This is a genomic window from Nocardiopsis sp. CNZ308 (genome assembly GCF_004217075.1).
Genome location: NZ_SHKJ01000001.1, coordinates 729,084 through 748,540 on the forward strand (window position 1 = coordinate 729,084; position 19,457 = coordinate 748,540).

The following is a 19,457-nucleotide window of genomic DNA, read 5'->3' on the forward strand; positions in this document are numbered from 1 at the left end:
CCCGACCGCCCGGCCCCGACCGCCCGCGTCGTCCACAGGTCGGAGGAGGCTCTGGCGGCGCCGGGCACTGGCGCGGGACACTCGAACACGGGGGTGTCGGGGTCCCCCGGCGATGGGGCGCGGCTCCCCCGAGATCGAGCCTACGCCGCCGGGCCCCGGCCCGGAACCGCCCTCCCGCCGCTGTGGAGAACTCCCCCGGGCCCGCTCCGCCTCGGCGTGCGCCTCCCCCTGGGCCCCTTCCCTCCGCCCCGGCGCGCACCTCGCCCCGAGGCCTGCTCCGCCGCAGCGTGCCCTCCCGGGCCCGCTCCGCCTCGGCGCGCCCTCTCCCCGGACCCCTCCGCCCGGCATGACCTCCCCCGGCCGGGGCGGCACGCGGGGCCGCGGCACGGCGACGGGGGCGGTGCCGCGGCACCGCCCCCGCCCGGATCACGGGCTCGGGAAGCCCGTCAGCCCCTACCCGCCGTCAGCGCCGTCCCGGCCGGTAGCTCTCCTGGCTCTGCGGGTTGAACTCCTCCATCCGCACCCGCTCGGCCGCGCGCACGCGCGGGTCGTCGATCCGCAGCACGTCCAGGCCGCGTTCGATGTCGGACGAGTACACGTAGCCGTTGTAGTAGTACGTCGACCAGGTGTCGTTGTCCTGCACACCCTCCTCGACGCGGGAGTCCACGTCGAAGAAGCCGATCTCGCTCGGGGCGCCCGGGTCGTTGAAGTCGATCACCGAGACGCCGCCCTGGTACCACGACTGCACGAAGTAGTCCTGGCCGGGCACCGGGATCAGCGAGCCGTTGTGCGCCACGCACACCTGGTCGCCCTGGTGGCGGTCGATCTTGAAGTAGCTGGCGAATTCCAGCTCCGGCGAGTCGCCGCCGCCCACCTCGTAGATCGCGTTGGCGCCGCGCTGGGGGCCGACCTCCTCGGTGCAGGTCGGGGCGCCGCCTCCGCCGAGCTCGTCGGTGAACAGCACGGTTTGGGCGTCGTTGGTGAAGGTCGCCGAGTGCCAGAACGCGAAGTTCTCGTCCTGGACCACCTCGGTGACGACCGGGTTCACCGGGTCGGAGATGTCCATCAGCACGCCGTCGCCCATGCAGGCGCCCGCGGCGATGTCGCGCTCGGCGTAGACGGTGATGTCGTGGCAGCCCTGGGTGGGCAGCAGCAGCCCGTCCTGCTCGTGGTTGCCGCCCTCGGGGAACAGGACCGGCTCGTTGACGACCGCGGCCTCCTCGGGAGCGTCGTGCGGGACCTCGATGACGGAGATCTTGTCGTGCGGCGGCTGGCAGTTCGGGAAGCGCTCCGAGGGCGAGTACGACGACACGTAGATGAGGTCGCTGTCACCGGTCTTGCTCGGCACCAGCGTGTTGGTGTGCGAACCGCAGTCGGTGCGCACCGCCGACACGTACTGCGGGTTGGCCTTGTCGGAGATGTCGAAGATCCGGATCCCCTCGAAGCCGTCCGGGTCGGTCACCGGGACGGAGGGGGCCCCGCACTCGGTGCCCGCCCGGGGGTAGTCCACCGAGAAGTAGAGCAGGTCGCCGCTCACCGACACGTCGCCCTGGCCGCCCGGGCACAGGACCTCGGAGACGACCTGCGGCTCCTCCGGCTCGGAGATGTCGTAGATGACGAAGCCGTCGTAGTTGCCGCCGATGGCGTAGTCGCCGCTGAACGCCAGGTCGGAGTTGACGTTGCGCACGACCGAGGGCTTGGGCGTGTGGGCGACGTGGGTGATGTTGTCGCTGTGGATGTCTTCGGCGGGCGCCTCGTCCGCCTGGGCGGCGGCCGGGCCGAGGAGCCCGAGGAGCAGGGACGCGGCCGCGGCGGACGCGAGGGCCGCGGTGCGCCGCAGCGCCTTCCTGGCCCGTGGTGCTGCGGGAGGTGCGGGCATGGGTTCTCCTGTGTGCACTAGGGGGTGGGGTGGACGCGCCGGGGCCGCGGCGTACACGGCCGCGGCCCCGGTTCCTCGTCACCCGGCCACGGGCCGGGCGGCGTTCGGGCGGGCGCCCCGGCTCCCCTCGGGGCCCGGGGCGCCCGTGCGGTCAGCGGCCGTTGCCGCGGCCCGGCCGGTACTCGGGCTGGGACTGGGGGTTGAACTCGTCCATCCGCACCTGCTCGGCCACCCGGAAGCGGGGGTCCTCCAGCTTCAGGACGTCGAGCCCGCGGGTGATGTCGGAGGAGTAGACGTAGCCGTTGTAGTAGTAGGCCGACCAGGAGCCGCCCAGGACGAGGTTGTCCTCGCTGATCGGGTCGCGGTCGAAGTGGCCGATCTCCCGGGGGTTGGCCGGGTCGTTGAAGTCGATCACCGAGACGCCGCCCTGGTACCAGGACTGCACGAAGTAGTCGCGTCCGGGGACGGGGATCAGCGAGCCGTTGTGCGCGACGCAGTTCTCGGTGTCGGCCTGGTGGCGGGGCAGCTTGTAGTAGCCCTCGAACTCCAGGTCGGGGGAGTCCTGGCCACCGCCGATGGCGTAGATGGCGTTGGCGCCGCGCTTGGGGCCGACCTCCTCGTTGCAGGTGGCGCCGCCGCCTCCGCCGAGTTCGTCGGTGAACAGCACGGTCTCACCGTTGTTGGTGAAGGTCGCCGAGTGCCAGAACGCGAAGTTGTCGTCCTGGACCACCTCGGTGACGACCGGCGCGGCCGGGTCGGAGATGTCCATCAGCACGCCGTCGCCCATGCAGGCGCCCGCGGCGATGTCGCGCTCGGCGTAGACGGTGATGTCGTGGCAGCCAGCGGTGCCGGTGTTGCCGCCGTCGGGGAAGAGCACCGGGGTGTCGATGACCTTGGCCTCGGACGGTGCGTCGACGGGGATCTCGATGACGGAGATCTTGTCGTGCGGCGGCTGGCAGTTCGGGAAGCGCTCCGAGGGCGAGTAGGAGGAGACGTACACGTACTCGTGCTCGCCGTCCTTGCCCGGCACCAGGGTGTTGGTGTGCGAGCCGCAGTCGGTGCGCACCGCCGACACGTACTGGGGGTTGGCCTTGTCGGAGATGTCGAAGATCCGGATGCCCTCGAAGCCGTCCGGGTCGGTGGTCGGCACCGAGGGCGCGCCGCACTCGGTGCTCGCGCGCGGGTAGTCCACCGAGAAGTAGAGCAGGTCGCCGCTCACCGACACGTCGCCCTGGCCGCCCGGGCACAGGACCTCGGAGACGACCTGCGGCTCCTCCGGCTCGGAGATGTCGTAGATGACGAAGCCGTTGTAGTTGCCGCCGATGGCGTAGTCGCCGCTGAAGGCGAGGTCGGAGTTGAAGTCACTCATGGCCTCGGTCTTCGGGACGTTGGTCACATGGGTGATGTTGGCACTGGTGTCGGCGTCACTGGCGAACTCGTCGTCCGCCGAGGCCGAGGCCGGGCCGAGGAGCCCGACCATGAGCACCGCCGCTCCGGCGAGGGAGACTCCGGTCAGTCCGCGTCTGGCGCGCCGGGAGGTGGGGGTCGGGGGGGATGACGCCATCCTGTGTACTCCTGATTCTGATTGGAGCGAAACAGGAAGAAGGTACACAGTTCAACATCTATATGTATAGGGGGATACAAAAGAAACCTTGTTCTTAACACGGTGTCCAGCTGGCCCGATTCGACTACACAAGGCGCCTAATCCGGGTGCCGCGCGGCGCACCGGAGGGCTCCGGCGCGCCGCGACCGACGGCTCAGCCGGAGGGCGTGGACGGCTGCGACTGCGGGTTGAACTCCTCCATCCGCACCTCCTCGGCCCCCGCCAGGCGGGAGTCGGTGAGCCGGAGCACGTCGAGCCCGCGCATGATGTCGGAGGAGTAGACGTACCCGTTGTAGTAGTAGGCCGACCACGAGCCCGCCGTCGTCAGGGCGTCGGGGTTCCAGGGTCCGCGGTCGAAGTGGCCGATCTCCTCGGGAGCGGCCGGGTCGTTGAGGTCGATCACCGAGACGCCGCCCTGGTACCAGGACTGCACGAAGTAGTCCTGGCCGGGCACCGGGATCAGCGAGCCGTTGTGCGCCACACAGTTCTCAGTTTCGGCCTGGTGGCGGGGCAGTTTGTAGTAGCTCCGAAATTCGAGCTTCGGTTCCGCCCCGCTCTGGTCCAGCGAGTAGACCGCGTTGGCTCCCCGTTCGGGCCCGGTCTCGGCGTCGCAGGTGGCCGCGTGCCCGCCGCCGAGCTCGTCGGTGAAGACCACGGTGCGGGCGTCGTTGGTGAAGGTCGCCGAGTGCCAGAACGCGAAGTTCCCGTCCTGGACCACCTCGGTGACGACCGGGTTCACCGGGTCGGAGATGTCGAGCAGCAGGCCGTCCCCCAGACAGGCCGCGGCGGCCAGGTCCCGCTCGGGGTAGGCGGTGATGTCGTGGCAGCCGGTGGTGGTCCCGTGGCCGCCGTCCGGCAGCAGCACCGGTTCGCTGACCACCCGGGCCGAGGCCGGGTCCGCCAGCGGCACCTCGACGACGGAGATCTTGTCGTGGGGCGGCTGGCAGTTGGGGAAGTCCTTCGAAGGCGAGTACGAGGAGACGTACACGTAGTCGTGCTCGCCGTCCTTGCCCGGCACCAGGGTGTTGGTGTGAGAGCCGCAGTCGGTGCGCACCGCCGACACGTACTGCGGGTTGGCCTTGTCGGAGATGTCGAAGATCCGGATCCCCTCGAAGCCGTCCGGGTCGGTGGCCGACACCGAGGGCGCGCCGCACTCGGTGCCGGCGCGCGGGTAGTCCACCGAGAGGTAGAGCAGGTCGCCGCTCACCGACACGTCGCCCTGGCTCCCGGGGCACACGACCGTGGACACCCGGCTCGGGTTCTCGGGATCGGAGATGTCGTAGACGACGAAGCCGTCGTAGTTGCCCCCGATGGCGTAGTCGCCGCTGAACGCCAGGTCGGAGTTGTAGGACGCGGCGCCGTCCAGCCCCTCCGGCCTGGGCAGGTTGGCCACGTGCACGACGCCTCCGCCGGTGCTCACCCCGTCGGCCCTGGCCCCGGGAACGGCCAGGAGGGCGGTGACCAGGAGGGGTGCCGTTCCGAGCGTCCCCCACCGCAGTCCGTTCGCGTGCCTTCGCGTCTCCGACACCACCGCACACCTCCCGGAAATACACAAAGCATCCAACTGACTACTATGGGTTTTACTCCCTTTCATTGGCAATAACCAGACGAAACGCCGAGAACGGACATTCAACGCTCCAGAAGGCCAAAAGCACACAGAAACCCTCGGGAGTGAGAGGCGCCCAGGCGCCCGCGCCCGGTACCGCGAAGTCGAACGAGATGGCACCAACCCGGGTCCGGGACTGGACAGAACACCCGTCGAGTGAGTAAGAAAGCCCGCAGGACGTTGCCTCAGGGCACAGCGGCCCCGTCCGCACCCCACCCCATCGGAGGACACCTCGTGCGTCGCCTGGTACTCGCGGCCGGAACCGCTCTCGCCCTGCTCGGAGCCTCAGCCTGTACGGATGAGGGGGACGGGCAGGAGCAGGAGTCGGCCAACGTCATCGCCCCCGGCGCGCCCGGGGAGTCCTCCTCCCCCGCCACCGCCGACCAGATCGCCGCCCTCGCCGAGGAGCAGGGCCACAACGAGGCCGACGTCACCTACCTGGTGATGATGATCGAGCACCACTCACAGGCCCTGGAGATGACCGACCTGGTGCCCGAGCGCCACGAGCGCGAGGACATCGAGCTCATCGCCGACCGCATCGCCGACGCCCAGGGCCCGGAGATCACCGCCATGGAGAGCTGGCTGGAGGAGAACATCTTCGGTCCGGCCAGGGAGAACCCGGCGCACCAGAACTTCTGCGGGCTGGAGGGGGACGGCACCCACCACGACGAGAGCGGCGACGTGCCCACCTGCGAGCTGGAGGTCGACCACGGCGACATGCCGGGCATGGCCACCGAGGAGGAGCTGGAGCAGCTGGCGGCGGCCGAGGGCGACGAGTTCGACCGCCTCTTCGTGGAGCTGATGACCGCCCACCACGAGGGCGCGGTCACCATGGCCGAGGAGGCGCTGGCCGAGGGCAAGGACCAGACGGTGATGCGCATGGCCAACGACGTGATCGCCGAGCAGAAGGCCGACATCGCGCGCATGGAGCAGGCGCTGGAGGAGTAGGCCCGGCGGGACCCGCGCGTCCGCCCCGGCGGGGAGGGATCGCGGCCCCCGGCACACGCGAGGGGGCGCCCCGGTCGGGGCGCCCCCTCGCGTGTGCCGGGCCCCGTCCCGCGGGCGGCCTGGCCGCCGGGGAGTGGGACGCGGTTCCGGGGAAGGTACCGCCGGACCCGTCGCAGGCGCGCAGACGCGGTGCGCGGGGTCCGGGAGGGACGCGGCTAGGCGGACTTCTCCTGGCGGGCCCGGCGCAGCTGGGCCCGCGGGACGATGGTGGGGTTGACGTTGTCGATCACGGTCTCCCGCGTAATGATCACCTGACCCACATCCTCACGAGAAGGCACCTCATACATCACCGACAACAACACCTCCTCGATAATCGCCCGCAAACCACGCGCACCCGTACCCCGAATAATCCCCTGCTCAGCAATCGCGTTCAAAGCATCCGGCGTGAACTCCAACTCCACACCATCCAACTCGAACAACCGCTGATACTGCTTCACCAACGCGTTCCGCGGCTCCGTCAAAATCCGGATCAACGCCTCACGATCCAGATCATGCACACTCGTGATCACCGGCAACCGACCCACGAACTCCGGAATCATCCCGAACTTCAACAGATCCTCCGGCATCACCTCACCGAACAACGCCGAACCACCCAGCTCACCCTTGGGACGCAACACCGCGTTGAACCCCATCCCCTGCTGACCCGTCCGCGACTCGATCAACTTCTCCAACCCCGCGAACGCACCACCACAGATGAACAACACATTCGTCGTGTCGATCTGAATGAACTCCTGATGCGGATGCTTGCGACCCCCCTGCGGAGGCACACTCGCCGTCGTCCCCTCCAAGATCTTCAACAACGCCTGCTGCACCCCCTCACCCGACACATCCCGAGTGATCGAGGGATTCTCACTCTTACGCGCGACCTTGTCGACCTCGTCGATGTAGATGATCCCCGTCTCGGCCTTCTTCACGTCATAGTCAGCCGCCTGGATCAACTTGAGCAGGATGTTCTCCACATCCTCCCCCACATACCCCGCCTCCGTCAGCGCCGTCGCGTCCGCGATCGCGAACGGCACGTTCAGGATCCGCGCCAGAGTCTGCGCCAACAACGTCTTGCCCGACCCCGTCGGCCCGAGCAGCAAGATGTTGGACTTGGCGATCTCCACATCCTCCTCGCCCGGACGATCCCCCTCCGAACGCACCCGCTTGTAGTGGTTGTACACCGCCACCGACAACGCCTTCTTGGCCTGCTCCTGACCGATCACATACGAGTCCAGGAACTCGTAGATCTCACGGGGCTTGGGCAACGAGTCCCAGGTGAGCTCGGTGGCGTCGGCGAGTTCCTCTTCGATGATCTCGTTGCACAGATCAATGCACTCATCGCAGATGTACACGCCGGGGCCGGCGATGAGCTTCTTCACCTGCTTCTGGCTCTTGCCGCAGAACGAGCACTTCAACAGGTCCCCGCCGTCGCCGATGCGTGCCACCCAGCCACTCCTCAAAACTAAGGCCGCCCCGTCGGTGCCGCTCGCGCGGGCAACCGCCCGGAAGTCGAAAATCTTCCGTGACCGTCCACAGCGGTGGTCACGGACGAGGCGATCTGTGTGTCGCTCTCCGTCAGACTAAGCGAAAAACCGGACCGGCTTCACCACCGGGCTCCCCCAGGCGGGTCATGGGCCGGTCCGGCCTGCGCTTCACCTTCGCCCGGACGTCCTGCCCGGCGCCGCGTCCGCGCGCCCGGTCAGGCCGTCCGGCTGTGCCGCGGCCCTGCTTCAGGACTTCAGGGAGGCCTTGCGGTAGGGCAGCACGAAGTCGATGATGCCGTAGTCCTTGGCCTCCTCGGCGGTCAGGATCTTGTCCCGCTCGATGTCCTTGGAGACCTTCTCGACGGAGTGCCCGGTGTGGCGGGCCAGGGTGGTCTCCAGCTGCGTACGGATACGGGTGATCTCGTTCGCCTGGATCTCGATGTCGCTGGCCTGGCCGTGCATGCCCTCGGTCGCGGGCTGGTGGATCAGGATGCGGGCGTTGGGCAGCGCGCCGCGCTTGCCCGCCGTCCCGCCCGCGAGCAGGATCGCGGCGGCCGAGGCGGCCTGGCCGATGCACACCGTCTGGATGTCGGGGCGGACGAACTGCATCGTGTCGTAGATCGCCATGAGGGAGGTGAAGGAGCCTCCCGGCGAGTTGATGTACATCTGGATGTCCCGCTCGGAGTCGAGCTGCTCCAGGGTGATGAGCTGGGCCATCAGGTCGTTGGCCGACGTGTCGTCGATCTGGACGCCGACGAAGATGATCCGCTCCTCGAAGAGCTTGTTGTACGGATTCATCTCCTTGACGCCGTAGGACGTCCGCTCCACGTAGGACGGCAGGACGTAGCGACCCTGGGGGGCCATCGAGGCCGCGCCGCCGATGAGACTGGGGTTGAACTCGGTCATTTCACGCCTTCCACGCACTGCGCCGTTCCTGGGATGAGGTCCGACGGATCAACTCTGGGTTCGGCCCTGGGTCACGTCGAGGGTCCCTTCGAGGACCTCGTCGATGAAGCCGTACTCCTTGGACTCCTTGGCCGTGAACCAGCGGTCGCGGTCGGCGTCCTTCTCGATCTGCTCGACCGTCTGGCCCGTGTGCTCGGAGATCTTCTCGATGAACATCTTCTTCACGTAGAGCAGCTGGTCGGCCAGGATGCGGATGTCGGAGGCGGTACCACCGATACCGCCGGACGGCTGGTGCATCATGACGCGGGTGTGCGGCAGCGCGTAGCGCTTGCCCGGCGCTCCGGCGCACAGGAGCATCTGGCCCATGGACGCGGCCATACCGATACCCACGGTGCGCACGTCGTTGGGGATGTACTGCATGACGTCGTAGATCGCCATGCCCGCGGTCACGGAACCACCGGGCGAGTTGATGTACATGGTGATGTCGCGCTGGCGGTCCTCCGCGGACAGCAGCAGCAGCTCACCCACCAGGCGGTTGGCGATCTCGTCATCGACCTGCTGGCCGAGGAAGACGATTCGCTGGCGCAACAGGCGCTGAGGCGTCTGCTCAAGCAAAGGGGAAATCTGCGTCTCCGACGTACGGGCGTCGAAACGCGGGGACTCTTCAAAGGTCGACGGCACTCTCGTCACCTGCTCCGGAATCGAAACGGTTGCGATACAGCGACACTAACGCCGCGCGGCACCGCGCTCGTCCGGTTCGCGCCCCTGTTCGCTTTGAGCGCAGGGTGGCGCGATCTCCGTACAGGGCGTTCTTCCACAGGCGAACACGACGCGGGCCCCGCCCGACCCGGAGGGTCGGACGGGGCCCGTACGCGCGAAGCCCGGGGCTACCCGGGGCCTACTTGGCCTCGTCAGTTTTGGCCTCGTCGGCCTTGGTCTCCTCGGCCTTGGCCTCGTCGGCCGCGTCCGCGGTGTCGCCCTCGGCGTCGTCCTCGACGGCCTCCAGGGCCTCGCCCGCGGCGACGGCGGCGGCCTTGGCGGCCTCCTCCTCGGCGGTCTCCTGCTCGACGACGTTGCCGTCCTCGTCGGTGATCCGGGCGCCGGCCAGGACCAGGTCCATGGCCTTGCCGCGGACGACCTCGGTGAAGGCGACGCGGATCTGGTTGGACTCGACCAGGTGCTGGGCCAGCTGGTCCGGGCTCACGCCCATGCGCTGGGCCTGCTCGAAGACGTACTGGCTGAGCTCGCCCTGGTCGGCGCTCAGGTCCTCCTGGATGGCCAGCTGGTCGAGGATGAACCCGGCCTTGACCGCGGAGCGGGCGCCGGTGGTCAGCTCCTCGTCGAACTCCTCCTCGGTCTTCTCCTGCGACTCGAGGTAGGCCTCCTTGGTGAGGCCGCTCTGCGCGAGCTGCTGCTCCAGGCTCTGGCGGCGGCGGGTGATCTCCTCCTCGACGACCGACTCGGGCAGCGGGATGTCGACGGAGTCGATCAGCTGCTCCAGGGCCTTGTCGCGGGCGGCGGAGAGCTGCTGGAGGCGGCGGACCTCGCCCATGCGGTTGCGCACGTCCGCGCGCAGCTCCTCGATGGTGTCGAACTCCGAGGCCAGCTGGGCGAACTCGTCGTCCAGCTCGGGCAGCTCCTTGACCTTCACGCTGTGCACGGTGACGGTGACGTCCGCCTCCTGGCCCTCGTGCTCACCGCCGACGAGGGTGGTGGAGAAGGTGGCCTCGCCGCCGGCCTCCATGCCGCGCAGGGTCTCGTCGAGGCCCTCCAGCATGGTGTTGGTGCCGACCTCGTAGGAGTAGCCGCTGACCGCGACGTCCTCGAGCTTCTCGCCGTCGATGGCGGCGGACAGGTCGATGGACAGGTGGTCGCCGTCCTCGACGGGGCGGTCCACGCCCACCAGGGTGGAGAAGCGCTCGCGCAGGGTGCCGATCTGCTCGTCGACCTGCTCGTCGGTCACCTCGGCGCTGTCGACGGTGACCTCGATGCCCTTGTAGTCCTCGACCTCGAACTTGGGGCGGACGTCGACCTCGGCCGTGAAGGCGAGCTCGTCGTTGTCCTCCAGCTTGGTGACCTCCACGTCGGGCTGGCCGAGCGCGAAGAGCTCCTCCTTCTGGATGGCTTCGTTGTAGAGCTCCGGAACGGCGTGGTTGACCGCTTCGCTGATCACCGCGCCGCGGCCGACGTAGCGGTCGATCAGCCGCGCCGGCGCCTTGCCGGGCCGGAAGCCCTTGATCCGGACCTGCTTGGCGAGCGACTTGTACGTCACGTCGAAAGCGTGATCGAGCTCCTCGAAGGGCACCTCGATGGTCAGCTTGACCCGGGTGGGGCTCAGCTCCTCGACATCGGTCTTCACGGGGCGGTACTCCTAGGTTTGCCGGCTGGTGTCCGCGTCGGCCCGCAGGCGCACCACACACAACGGCGAAAGGCACGCGCGCACCCCCGGGGTCTTGACGACCGCATCCAGCTGGGGTGCCCTGCGACGGGCTGGGACTTACAGTTTCCTGCTGATCGCACCAAGTCTAGGGCAGATAGACAGGGGGCCACGGCGCGCGGCCGGAGCCGCTGCCACGGTGGTTTCGTCGGGGTGGCGGGATTCGAACCCGCGGCCTCATGCTCCCAAAGCATGCGCGCTAACCAAGCTGCGCTACACCCCGTGTGCCGAACCAAGGATGGCACTCCTGAAAGGTGTGTGCGACCACGGCTCCGGAGACTGTAGTCTTGTCCCCGTCGGCTCCACGAGTCTAGAGGACACTCGAAGTCTCCGGTGCCACGCGGGCGTAGTTCAATGGTAGAACACCAGCCTTCCAAGCTGGCCATGCGAGTTCGATTCTCGTCGCCCGCTCCACTCGAAGTGAGCCGTGTGTCAGGGACACCGGCTCGCTTCGCCATTTCCTCGGGAGACGACCCCCGAACCCCCGCAGCACACTCAGGGTGAGCCGTGCACTCACGCGCCGGCTCGCTTCGCCATTTCTCCGGGGGACGACCCCCGAATTCCCACGCCACACTCGGGGCGAGCCGTGCACCGAAGGTCCCGTCTCACTCCGCCGCTCTCTCCGGAGAACACCCCCCGCCTCCTGTCCGGATTTCGGACGTTTTCGGCATTCCATCGAGTGGATTCTCCAGTGATGTAGCTCACATTCGCGGGCCACTCCCCCGCTCCGAAGGCGAACCGTGTTCGGTCGGCGCGCCCCGAGAAGGAATACCCGTCCTGAACGGATACGTTGACCTTTCGGGCGAGCCCGCGTGCGCGATCGGACCCGGGCGCCCTCAGGCCTGCCGAACGGGTGGTGATGGGCTTCTCTCCCAGCTGAAGCGGGGAGGTTCCTCCCTCGCGGGTCGAGTTTTCTGCTTCGTCGCCGGTTGCCGACCCGGACGTGGTTCTCGTCCGAGCCGACGCGAACCACCGTTTCCCGTCTTGCTCCACAGGAGTCCGATTCCTCCTTAGCCTGAAGGCCAGAGTTTCTTCGGAAGGACCCAGATGACGGACACGGAAGCGACGCAGGGCCCCGGCACCGCGCTGAGCGCCCACTGGTTCGAGCGTCCCGACCCCCTGGTGCGGCCAGCGGTCGTCACCGGGGCCTTCGACGTCCTGCACGTCGGACACGTCCGCTTCCTCCGCTCCATCGCCGACCGGGGGCTGCCCCTGGTGGTGGGTGTGGAGTCCGACGCGCGCGTGCGCGCCTGGAAGGGCCCGGGACGCCCCGTGAACCCGGCGGAGGAGCGCGCCGAGACCGTGGCCGCTCTGGCCTGTGTCACCGGCGCGTTCGTCATCGAGGGACTGCCCGAGGTCGCCGACTGGGCCTCCTACGCCGAGGTGCTGCGCCCCCTGGCGCCCGCCGCCCTGGCCTACACCGCCGGGGACCGCTACACCCAGGCCAAGATCCGCGGCGCCGACGCGCTCGGCGCGCAGGCCTGGGAGCTGCCCTTCACCCCCGGCCGGTCCACCACCGCGGCCCTGGGCCGCCTCGCCCACTCCCTCTAGCACCGGCAGGACCTCCCCGGGCCCGCCGCGACGGCTCGCGGCCCCGCCCGCCCCGTGACGCGTGCGGGCCCCTCCCCGTGCCCCCACGCGGCCTGGGAAGCGGTGCACACGCACCGGTGTTGACGCTTGCGTGGCGAATAGGCAAGCAGAACGAGGCTGTTCATGACAATGATGTCCGGCAGGCCCTCCTACAGGGCCCTGGTCAACGACGGGAGCGCGAAGGGGCAGTCACTGCCCCCCGGAATCACCCGACGCATCATCTCCTACGCCCGCCCGCACTGGCGGGTGATCCTGTGTTTCCTGCTGGTGACGACGGTCGGCGCCGGGATCGTGGTCGCCAACCCGCTCCTGCTCAAGGCCATCATCGACCGCGGCATCCTGACCGGGAACACCGCGCTGGTGGTGTGGCTGGCGCTCGCCGCAGCGGGACTGGCGGTGCTGGAGAGCGGACTGACCCTGCTCGGCAGGTGGCTGTCCTCCCGGATCGGCGAGGGGGTCATCTACCAGCTGCGCACGCAGGTGTTCACCCACGTGCAGCGGATGCCGGTGGCCTTCTTCACCCGTACGCAGACGGGGTCGCTGATCAGCCGTCTGAACACGGACGTGGTGGGCGCGCAGCGTGCGATCACCTCCGTCCTGCAGTCGGTGGTGTCCAACGTGGTGAGCGCGACCGCGGTGATCGTGACGATGATCGCCCTGTCGTGGCAGGTGACGCTGATCGCGCTGGCCCTGGTCCCGCTGTTCGTGGTCCCCGCCAAGGTGATCGGGCGGCGGCTCGCGCACATCTCCCGCGACGCGATGGACACCAACGCGGACATGAGCTCGCTGATGACCGAGCGGTTCAACGTCGGCGGGGCGATGCTGGTCAAGCTGTACGGACGCCCCGAGGAGGAGTCGGCGGGGTTCGCCCGGCGCGCGAGCCGGGTCCGGGACCTGGGCGTGCGCCAGGCGGTGTTCGGTTCGCTGCTGTTCAGCATGCTGGGCCTGATCACGGCGCTGGCCATGGCGATGGTCTACGGGGTCGGCGGCGTGCTGGCGATCGGCGGGGCCTTCGAGGTGGGCACACTGGTGGCTCTGACCACCCTGCTCGCCCGCCTGTACGGGCCCGTGACGACGCTGTCCAACGTGCACGTGGAGATCATGACCGCGCTGGTCTCCTTCGACCGGGTCTTCGAGGTGCTGGACCTGGAGCCGGGCATCAAGGAGAGCCCCGACGCCCGGGACCTGCACGAGGGGCGTCTGGGCGTGGAGTTCGACAACGTGTCGTTCCGCTACCCGGCGGCGAAGGAGTCGTCGGTGGCGTCGCTGGAGCTGACGCCGCAGGCGGCGGTGGACGAGGACACCCAGGTGCTGAGCGGGGTGTCGTTCCGGGCGGAGCCGGGGACGATGGTGGCCCTGGTGGGGCCGTCCGGAGCGGGCAAGACGACGCTGACGCACCTGGTGTCGCGCCTGTACGACCCGACCGAGGGCCGGGTGCTCGTCGGCGGGCTGGACCTGCGCGAGGTGACCGGCGACTCGCTGCGCGAGGCGGTCGGCGTGGTCACCCAGGACGCGCAGCTGTTCCACGACACCGTGGGGGCGAACCTGCGCTACGCCCGGCCGGAGGCGACCGACGCCGAGCTGGAGGAGGTGCTGCGGATGGCGCGGTTGGGCACCCTCCTGGACCAGCTGCCCAACGGGCTGGACACGATGGTCGGTGACCGGGGGTACCGGCTGTCGGGCGGTGAGAAGCAGCGGCTGGCGATCGCGCGTCTGCTGCTGAAGGCGCCGTCGGTGGTGGTGCTGGACGAGGCGACGGCCCACCTGGACTCCGGGTCCGAGGCGGCGGTGCAGGAGGCGCTGTCCGTGGCGCTGGAGGGCCGGACCTCGCTGGTGATCGCGCACCGGCTGGCGACGGTGCGTGAGGCGGACCAGATCCTGGTGCTGGAGGACGGCCGGATCCTGGAGCGCGGCACGCACGACGAACTGCTGGGCCAGGGCGGGCTGTACACGGCGCTGTACCGGACCCAGTTCGCGCCGCAGAGCCGGTAGCGCCCGTGACCGGGGGCCGACCCGGCGGGACGGTTTCCGGCGCGTCCGGGCGGCCGCCTGCCGGGAGCCCCTCCGGCGCCGGGGCGCGGGGCCTCCGGGGGCCCGGGGTCAGTCCCCGCCGGACTTGCCGCCCTTCTTGGGCTTCTTGTCCTTCTTGGCTTTCTTGTCCTTCTTGGACTTCTTGGGCTTCTTCTTCTCGGACTTCTCGTCCTTCTTCTTCCCCCCGCCCTTGTCCGGACGGGCGGCGTCCTCGCGCCGGTCCTTCTTGCGCTCCTTCTTGGCCGCCTTGGAGTGCTTGGGCTTCTTGCGCTTCTTCGGCTTCTTGGCGTCCTTGGAGGTCACGTGGTCGGCCAGGACGGCGGGCAGCGGGGCGATGCCGGGCCCGCCCTCGAAGATCCAGTCGTCGACGGCCTCGACCAGCTTGTCCTCGGTGACCTCCCCCAGCCACACCGGGCGGCCTCCGGCGGCCCGCCCCGCCGAGGACGGCTGGACGACCACCACGTTGGCCTGGAAGCAGATGCCCAGGCACTTGCTGGTGCGGACGGGAACACTGCGGCCGGAGTGGTCGTCGATGGCCCTGAGGCGGGCGAGCTGGGCTTTGTGGTCCACCCCGGGGACCTTCTTCTTGGTACCGCAGCAGCAGCCCCGGCACACCGTGAGCTGGCAGGGACGTCCTTGGGCCGTGTCCACTCTTCTCCCTCCACGCTCCCGTCGAACCCCAGGACCGTTAGGTTCGCCTTACCTCATCAGCGTAATCCGTGTCCGGAACCGCCTGAACAGCGGATACGCCCTCGGGCTCGATGTCCTCCACCGGCGCGCCCCCGTCGCCGGGCCCGGCGACCACCACGGGGCGCCAGGTCTCGGGCAGCCCCGCGCCGCCGTCCCCGCCGTTCCACCCCGGCGCCCACACGAACGGCAGACCGGCGGCGAACACCGGCCCCGGGCGGTCCATGAGCTGCATCCGCACCTGGGGCTCGGTGCAGGCACCGGAGTTCCCGCAGCGGGCCAGTGCCTGACCGGCCCGGACGCGGTCGCCGCGGCGGACCGCCAGCGATCCGCGCTCCAGGTGGCCCAGGAGTACGTAGGCGCCGCCCACGTCGATCACCAGGTGGTTGCCGAGCAGCCCGGCGGGGCCGCGCAGCTCCCGCAGCGCGTTCTCCACGACCGAGCCGAACAGCCAGGGCCAGGAGTTGCGGCTGCGGTGGTCGCGCTGGCTCCCGTGCGCGGCCACCACCGTCCCGTCGGCGGGCGCGTGGACGGGTTGGCCGAAGGCCGGGAAGTCGCCCGGCGGGCGGCTGAGCGGCCGCCAGCCGATGTCGGGGCGGGCGCCCGTGCCGGGTTCGGCGACCAGGCCGAGCGCATGGGTCTGGCCGTAGGCGTGGCTGCCCTGGCTCGGCACACCGTCCACGGGGCTGGTGAGCGCCATCCACCTGCCCCGCACGGGCGGCTCCAGCACCCGGGGCTCGCACCGCACGGTGCCCAGGCGCAGGTACACGGCCAGCGCGGCGGCGAACAGGGATCCGCCCACCCACCAGGAGAGGCCGAGGTAACCGGCGAGGAGGGCGAGGGTGGCCGTCCACATCAGCGGCATGCGCACCCTGGCGAGCAGCAGCGGCCAGCGGGGGACGGGGCGGCCGGAGGGGGACGGGGGGCGGCGCGGGGCGGATGAGGGCATCCCTCATTGTGGACGCCCCGCCCGCCCCGCGCGAAGACGGGCCGCGTTACCTCGGGTTCTCCCCGTCCCGGCGGATCTCCCCGTCCTGCCGGGGCCGGTCGTTCTCCCGAGCGCGCTTGCGCAGGTACTCCGTCGCGGCTCCGGCGCCCCGGTCGATCCTGTCGTCGTGGGCGCCGCCGGTGGCCTTCTTGGCGGCTCTGGCGGCCTTGCCGACCAGGCCCTGGGCGTGTTCGGCGTTGTCGTCGACGGTCTTCTTCAGCCGTTTGAACGCATCTCCGGTACCGGACATGTAATCCTCCCTCGATCCGCCCTGCCCTGTCGCGATACCCGGTTCCCGCCCCGTTCATGCCGGTGGGGCGTCCGGGGCGGGCTCGGGGACCAGGTCAAAGACCCAGGACCACGGTGGCGATGGAGAAGTAGATGAGCAGGCCCGTGGCGTCCACGATGGTGGTCACCATCGGCGAGGACACCACCGCCGGGTCCACGCCCACCTTGCGGGCGAGCAGCGGCATGGACGAGCCGATGGCCGCCGCCCACGTGCACACCGCGATCACCGAACACGCCACCACCACGGCGACGTCCACGCCCACCAGCAGGGAGCCGATGCCCAGGGCCAGCGCGGCCAGGAGGAGTCCCAGCAGCAGGCCGACCCGGGCCTCCTTCCAGATCACCGACGGCAGGTCGCGCACCCGGACCTCGCCCACGGCCAGGGCGCGCACGATCGCGGTGGCCGACTGGGCGCCGACGTTGCCGCCCGTGCCGATGAGCATCGGCACGAACAGGGCCAGGGCGGTGACGGCTTCCAGGGCCGACTCGAAGGCCTGCATCACGTTGACCGTGAGCGTGGCCGCCACGATGAGCAGCATCAGCCACACCGAGCGCGCGCCGACCAGGCGCAGCACCCCGACGGACACGTAGTGCTCGCCGACCGGGCTCGCGCCGGACTGGAGGGCCATGTCCTCGGAGTCGGCGGCCTCGATGACCTCCAGGGCGTCGTCGAAGGTCAGCAGACCCACGAAGCGCTCCTCTGAGTCCACCACCGCCAGGGCGACCAGGTTGGCCTCCTGCATCAGGCGGGCGGCGTCCTCGACCGGTTCCGCGGCGCGCACGCGCGGCGCGAACACGTCCACGATGTCCTTGATCAGTTGTTCGTCGTCGCTGACCACGAGGTCGCCCAGCGTCACCGTCCCGACCATGCGGCGGCCGTCGCTGACCACCGGCAGGGTGTAGATGGTCTCGGCGTCGGCCCCCCGCGCGCGCACGACCTCCAGGGCGCGGCCCACCGTGAGGTCGCGGTGCAGGATGACCGTCTCGGGGGTCATGTACCGGCCGACGGAGTCCTCGGGGTAGCCCAGCAGGGCTGCGGTCATCCTGCGTTCGGCGGGGCTGAGCCCGGCCAGGGCGCGGGTGGCGATCTTGGCCGGCGCCTCGCCGATGAGGCGGGCCCGGTCGTCCGGGTCCATCTCCTCGAGGATCTCGTGGAAGGCCGTGTCGCGCAGCCCGAGCAGGATGGACTGCTGCTGGCCGGGGTCGAGCTCCTCGAAGACCTCCAGCTCGCGGTCCTTGTCCAGGAGCCGGAAGGGGATGATCGCCTCACTGCCGTCCATGCGGGAGAGTTCGTCGGCGATCTCGTAGGGCCTGTGTTCGGCCAACCAGAGCCGGATACCGGTCAGGTCGTTGTTCTCGACCAGATCGATCAGTTCTTCAGCGCGCTCGCCTTCTGACATGCGAAGCACCCCCTCGCATTCTTCTGCGCCCGGTGGGAAGCACCACGGGCGGCACCGGATCCTGGGAAAAGCGGTGGGCCGGTGGTTCCACGGCCCCGCTCCGGTCCCGTTGTCACTGGTGTGGTGAACCGTGCGTCGGATGGGTCTTCCGGGGGCGGAAAGGGCGGGCACGGTGATCCGGGGACGTGTACGGTCTGACCGCCGTACGCGGGACGGGGAGCACCCCGACCCTACCCGTCGGGAGGGTCTGGAGGCACACCGGACGCCTCACCAGCGCGCCAGAAGCCGACCGACGGGCGGCGGGTCAGTCCCGCCAGAGGACGACCAGGGCGCAGTCGTCGTTCTTGTCCCTGCTGAGGGTGTCCACGATCTCGTCCGCCCCGGTGGCGAAACCGCGCGGGACGAGCTGCTCGGCCGCGCCGAGGAGGCGGTCGATCCCGGCGTCGAGGTCCTCGCCCGGGGTCTCGATGAGGCCGTCGGTGCAGAGCATGATGGCGTCGCCGGGCCGGAGCCTGCCCTCGACGGAGGTGTAGGTCATCTCGGGGATGACGCCGAGGACCACGCCCTTGGCCTCGGTGGTGCTCCACAGCCCTCCGCCGCTGTCGTAGTGCAGCGCGGGCGGGTGCCCGGCGGAGGCGATCTGGTACTCGCCGGTGTCCAGGTCCACGCTCAGGTGCACGGCGGTGACGAAGCCCTCGCCACCGCTGTTACGCATGAGGTAGTCGTTGCAGTGGGCCAGGAAGTCGCGGGTGGGGACGGCCCCGATCAGCCCGCTGAAGGCGCCGGAGAGCAGCAGGGCCCGGGTTCCGGCGTCCACGCCCTTGCCGGAGACGTCCACGACGGCCACGTCCAGCCGGTTCTCCCTGCGGATGGAGACGACGAAGTCGCCGCCGAAGGACGAGCCGCCCGCCTGGCGCAGGACGGCGGTGCGCCCCCAGCCCTCGGGCAGCCGGGGCAGCTTGCCCTGGCGGCGCAGGCGGTCGCGCAGGTCCAGCAGCATCATCTCGCCGCTGAGGCCCTGGACGCCGAGGCGCTCGCGCACTCCGGACAGCAGGTAGGACAGCACCGCGGTGACGCCGATGGTGACCAGCAGGCCGGGGCCCACCTGGCCGAAGTCGAGCATGAAGGCGACGAAGACCAGGACGGCGGCGACCACGGCCAGCAGGAAGGCCAGGCTCTTGCGCTTGAGGAGGAGGCCGCCCGCGAGGACGGTGAGGATGGTGGAACTGGGCGGGAACCAGCCGGTGGGACCCCACACGGCGCCGACGCCGATGCCGACGGCCAGGGCGACCAGGGTGATCAGGACGAGCCGGTAACGGAACAGCACCTTGCGCCGGAGCACCGCGACGAGCCGCTGCGCGGTGGAGCGCAGCAGCCGGGTGGTCTTGGCGGTCGGTGTGGGCTTCATGTGTCCCCTGCGTTGCACACCCGCTCACCAGCGGGGGTTCGGTTCTCGGACGGCACGGTCGGGATGGGCGCGGGAGCCGCGTCGCCGCCGGGGGCCGGCGTACGGGGCTGTGTGGGGCACGCCCTGGCCGTGGTTGCCGGAGGTGCCGACCGGAGGG

Annotated in this window: 15 protein-coding genes and 2 tRNA genes; 4 read left to right on the forward strand and 13 right to left on the reverse strand. The window is 69.8% G+C overall.

Annotated features, from left to right (window positions below; translation table 11 throughout):
• Window positions 1-463: 463 nt before the first annotated feature.
• From EV372_RS03150 to EV372_RS03160, 3 genes are all read right to left on the reverse strand, one after another.
• Window positions 464-1,879 (reverse strand): LVIVD repeat-containing protein, encoded by a 1,416-nt coding sequence (locus EV372_RS03150; RefSeq protein ID WP_130394768.1) that lies wholly within the window; start codon window positions 1,877-1,879, stop codon window positions 464-466.
• A 151-nt stretch (window positions 1,880-2,030) separates the two neighbouring features.
• Window positions 2,031-3,443 carry a hypothetical protein gene (locus tag EV372_RS03155; RefSeq protein WP_130394769.1) on the reverse strand — a complete coding sequence of 471 codons (1,413 nt, stop codon included), beginning with the start codon at window positions 3,441-3,443 and terminating at the stop codon, window positions 2,031-2,033.
• 193 nt (window positions 3,444-3,636) lie between these two features.
• Window positions 3,637-5,013 carry an LVIVD repeat-containing protein gene (locus EV372_RS03160; RefSeq protein WP_130394770.1) on the reverse strand — a complete coding sequence of 459 codons (1,377 nt, stop codon included), beginning with the start codon at window positions 5,011-5,013 and terminating at the stop codon, window positions 3,637-3,639.
• A gap of 309 nt (window positions 5,014-5,322) precedes the next feature.
• Between EV372_RS03160 and EV372_RS03165 the strand changes: the two genes are divergently transcribed.
• Entirely contained in the window at window positions 5,323-6,036 is a 714-nt protein-coding gene (locus EV372_RS03165) for a DUF305 domain-containing protein (RefSeq protein ID WP_130394771.1), read from the forward strand.
• A gap of 215 nt (window positions 6,037-6,251) precedes the next feature.
• Here EV372_RS03165 and clpX read toward each other — a convergent pair whose 3' ends face one another.
• From clpX to EV372_RS03190, 5 genes are all read right to left on the reverse strand, one after another.
• On the reverse strand, window positions 6,252-7,526 hold the full coding sequence (gene clpX / locus EV372_RS03170) for an ATP-dependent Clp protease ATP-binding subunit ClpX (protein ID WP_013154409.1): 1,275 nt from the start codon (window positions 7,524-7,526) through the stop codon (window positions 6,252-6,254).
• A gap of 285 nt (window positions 7,527-7,811) precedes the next feature.
• Entirely contained in the window at window positions 7,812-8,471 is a 660-nt protein-coding gene (locus tag EV372_RS03175) for an ATP-dependent Clp protease proteolytic subunit (RefSeq protein WP_047872141.1), read from the reverse strand.
• A 48-nt stretch (window positions 8,472-8,519) separates the two neighbouring features.
• On the reverse strand, window positions 8,520-9,152 hold the full coding sequence (locus EV372_RS03180; protein ID WP_013154411.1) for a ClpP family protease: 633 nt from the start codon (window positions 9,150-9,152) through the stop codon (window positions 8,520-8,522).
• Between the two features lie 217 nt (window positions 9,153-9,369).
• Window positions 9,370-10,830, reverse strand: a complete 1,461-nt coding sequence (gene tig / locus EV372_RS03185) for a trigger factor (RefSeq protein ID WP_130394772.1) — start codon at window positions 10,828-10,830, stop codon at window positions 9,370-9,372.
• 226 nt (window positions 10,831-11,056) lie between these two features.
• A tRNA-Pro gene (locus EV372_RS03190) sits at window positions 11,057-11,131 on the reverse strand.
• A gap of 117 nt (window positions 11,132-11,248) precedes the next feature.
• Between EV372_RS03190 and EV372_RS03195 the strand changes: the two genes are divergently transcribed.
• The 3 genes from EV372_RS03195 (at window position 11,249) to EV372_RS03205 (ending at window position 14,490) form a co-directional block, all read left to right on the forward strand.
• Window positions 11,249-11,322 (forward strand) — tRNA-Gly (locus tag EV372_RS03195).
• A gap of 633 nt (window positions 11,323-11,955) precedes the next feature.
• A complete protein-coding gene (locus tag EV372_RS03200) occupies window positions 11,956-12,459 on the forward strand; it encodes an adenylyltransferase/cytidyltransferase family protein (protein ID WP_130394773.1) in 504 nt (167 codons plus the stop codon).
• A gap of 168 nt (window positions 12,460-12,627) precedes the next feature.
• Window positions 12,628-14,490, forward strand: coding sequence for an ABC transporter ATP-binding protein (locus EV372_RS03205; protein ID WP_130398727.1), 1,863 nt, complete (start codon window positions 12,628-12,630; stop codon window positions 14,488-14,490).
• 108 nt (window positions 14,491-14,598) lie between these two features.
• Here the strand turns inward: EV372_RS03205 and EV372_RS03210 are convergent, their stop codons facing one another.
• The 5 genes from EV372_RS03210 to EV372_RS03230 all read right to left on the reverse strand — a co-directional run bounded on the left by EV372_RS03210 (window position 14,599) and on the right by EV372_RS03230 (window position 19,300).
• The gene (locus EV372_RS03210; RefSeq protein WP_130394774.1) at window positions 14,599-15,180 is read right to left on the reverse strand and encodes a (2Fe-2S) ferredoxin domain-containing protein; all 582 of its coding nucleotides are present in this window, start codon (window positions 15,178-15,180) and stop codon (window positions 14,599-14,601) included.
• 37 nt (window positions 15,181-15,217) lie between these two features.
• A complete protein-coding gene (locus EV372_RS03215) occupies window positions 15,218-16,165 on the reverse strand; it encodes a M23 family metallopeptidase (RefSeq protein ID WP_130394775.1) in 948 nt (315 codons plus the stop codon).
• Between the two features lie 46 nt (window positions 16,166-16,211).
• Window positions 16,212-16,454 carry an Rv0909 family putative TA system antitoxin gene (locus EV372_RS03220; RefSeq protein ID WP_130394776.1) on the reverse strand — a complete coding sequence of 81 codons (243 nt, stop codon included), beginning with the start codon at window positions 16,452-16,454 and terminating at the stop codon, window positions 16,212-16,214.
• A gap of 94 nt (window positions 16,455-16,548) precedes the next feature.
• Window positions 16,549-17,892, reverse strand: coding sequence for a magnesium transporter (gene mgtE, locus EV372_RS03225; RefSeq protein WP_130394777.1), 1,344 nt, complete (start codon window positions 17,890-17,892; stop codon window positions 16,549-16,551).
• A 304-nt stretch (window positions 17,893-18,196) separates the two neighbouring features.
• Window positions 18,197-19,300, reverse strand: coding sequence for a PP2C family protein-serine/threonine phosphatase (locus EV372_RS03230; protein WP_013154419.1), 1,104 nt, complete (start codon window positions 19,298-19,300; stop codon window positions 18,197-18,199).
• Window positions 19,301-19,457 lie beyond the last annotated feature (157 nt).